The organism is Streptomyces sp. NPDC104096, from assembly GCF_055584385.1.
Map to the genome: position 1 here is coordinate 1 of NZ_JBVJMD010000152.1, position 2,066 is coordinate 2,066.

Below are 2,066 nucleotides of genomic sequence, written 5' to 3' on the forward strand. Positions count from 1 at the left end.
GCCAATGCCGCGGAGTTAAGGCTTATCTCTGCAGGTCAACCCGCTTTCTGCCAATGGTTTTGGTGCATCGGGCAGGAGGGTGTAGGCCCCTCTGCGGGTTCTGGTGATCCGCCCGTTCCGTGCCCAGCGGCTGAGTTGGGTGGCGAAGACGTTGGGGTTGGCAATGCCGAGTGCCGGCGCGATCTCCCCGGCGGTCCAGGAGTGTTCTGGTGCGGATTGCAGGACAGCAAGAGTGCCTTCGAACCGGGAAAGGGCCGGGTCGACACGGGGAGGTACCCGCGGCGGAGACACGGCGGCCAGGTCCTCGATCAGGGTGTAGGTGCCTCTGCCGACCTTGGCAATGTGTCCCTGGCTGGCCCAGCGGGACAGCAGGACACGGAAGCTGTTGATATTCCGCACGGCCAGGATGTGCGCGAGTTCGGTGGCGTTCCAGCAGCGCCCTGGGTGGGAGTGCAGGAACCCCATGGTGCGGTCGATGAGGGGCGGCAACTGGGAAGCGCGCGTGTGCGGCGCAGGAGGTGAGAAGGGGTGCCGGCGGGAGACGAAAGCGGGCGTGGTCGGTTGGGCGGCGTGGACGCTGATGGTGATGGAGGCGATATTCGTACTGTTCGAAGGGCGTCCGTCGTCGGTTCTGGCGTAGCGCGGAATGGGAGATTTGAGCTTGCGGGAGCTGATTCGCGGGCGGCGGGTGGGCAGGAGATTGTCCAGAACGGCCTGGCCGATCCGGCCGACGAGTCCGGCGTCTTCGTCAAGGACTCCGTGGGCGGCCACGACCTGGTCACGGGCTGCTTCCAGGGCGACGGTGAAGCTGGCCCGGTCGAGGTCGGTGCCGGGCACGGACTCGACGGCGTCGACCATGGCGGTGCGCAGGAGTTGGTAGAGGGTGAGCTGGGCCCACAGTTCCTGTTCAACACCGCTCGGGTCAGTGGAGCGCAGCACCCTGCCTTGCATCAGCGTGTGACGCAGGGCGTAGTAGGCGGATTCGATCTCCCAGCGCTCGTGATAGAGGCGGACAAGGGCGTCGCAGGGGTCTTGGTCGGGGTCCAGCAGGGTGGTCACCAGCCGGTATCCGTCATACAGGCGGGTGCCGTCGGTGCAGGTCGCGATGATGTCGGCCTCGATGATCCGCACCTGCACCGAGCGGATCCGGGACAGGTAGGAACCGTCGGGCAACCGCTGGGTGGTGGGAAGACGGCGCTTGGAGGTGAGGCGGACCAGGAACTGGGCACCGGTGCCGGCGAACTGGGCCAGCAGCTTGCCGTTGTCGAAGCCGCGGTCGGCCAACACCAGCGTCTGCGGGCCGAGCAGGTGCATCAACTGCCGTGCGTAATGGGCCTCCCCGTGGAACGTGGGGCCGAACGCCGCTCCGAGCAGGCCGCGGCTGCCCGTCTCCACCAGCGCCATCAGCCGCAGCGTGGGATAGCCCGCCCAGCCCAGGTGGACCCTGGCCCGGCCGAACCAGCCGCGGTTGCGTTCCGCGTCGGGCACCTTGATCGAGCTGCAGCCGTCGAAGGCCACAGTGCGCCAGTGCCGGTAGCGTGCTCCGGGCGTACGCGGCTGTGCCAGAGGTCCGGCCACCACCTCGAACAGCGACCTCAGCGGAACCGGTCCCAGACGGCGCCGCAGATCACGCAGCGCCTTTTCCGAGGGAGCCGCGACTGGCAGTCCCGCCAGACCGGCGACCAGCTTGTCCCAGACCTTCGCGTAGCCCAGATGTGGGAACAGGCCGAGCGCGAGCAGGAAATACACGCCCACCCGGGAGGGCAGGATCCGTAACCGGCGCTGGACAGACCCGGTCTCCGCCAGCACGGCGTCGACCAGTTCAAAGGGAAGGTACTTGGTCAACTCGCCCAGATGGCCAGGAGCGAAGATGCCTCGTGCGACGGTCAGGGTTCGCGTCAGAGTGCTGGTGTCAGACTGGCAGAGCAACAGGACCTCGGCGCTCGGATTGATCTTGGCGGATCACTCCTGGCTATCAGAGATCCCGTTGCGTCGTACGGTTCAACCACCAATACCCCCAACCCACTTGACGTGGGCAGGTTCCACTCTAACTCCGCGGCATTGGC

General features: G+C 66.7%; 1 protein-coding gene. It reads right to left on the bottom strand.

Going from position 1 to position 2,066, the window contains the following annotated elements; all coding sequences use genetic code 11:
* Positions 1 to 15 precede the first annotated feature (15 nt).
* Positions 16 to 1,929 carry an IS4 family transposase gene (locus ACZ60B_RS42880; RefSeq protein ID WP_469397507.1) on the bottom strand — a complete coding sequence of 638 codons (1,914 nt, stop codon included), beginning with the start codon at positions 1,927 to 1,929 and terminating at the stop codon, positions 16 to 18.
* Positions 1,930 to 2,066 lie beyond the last annotated feature (137 nt).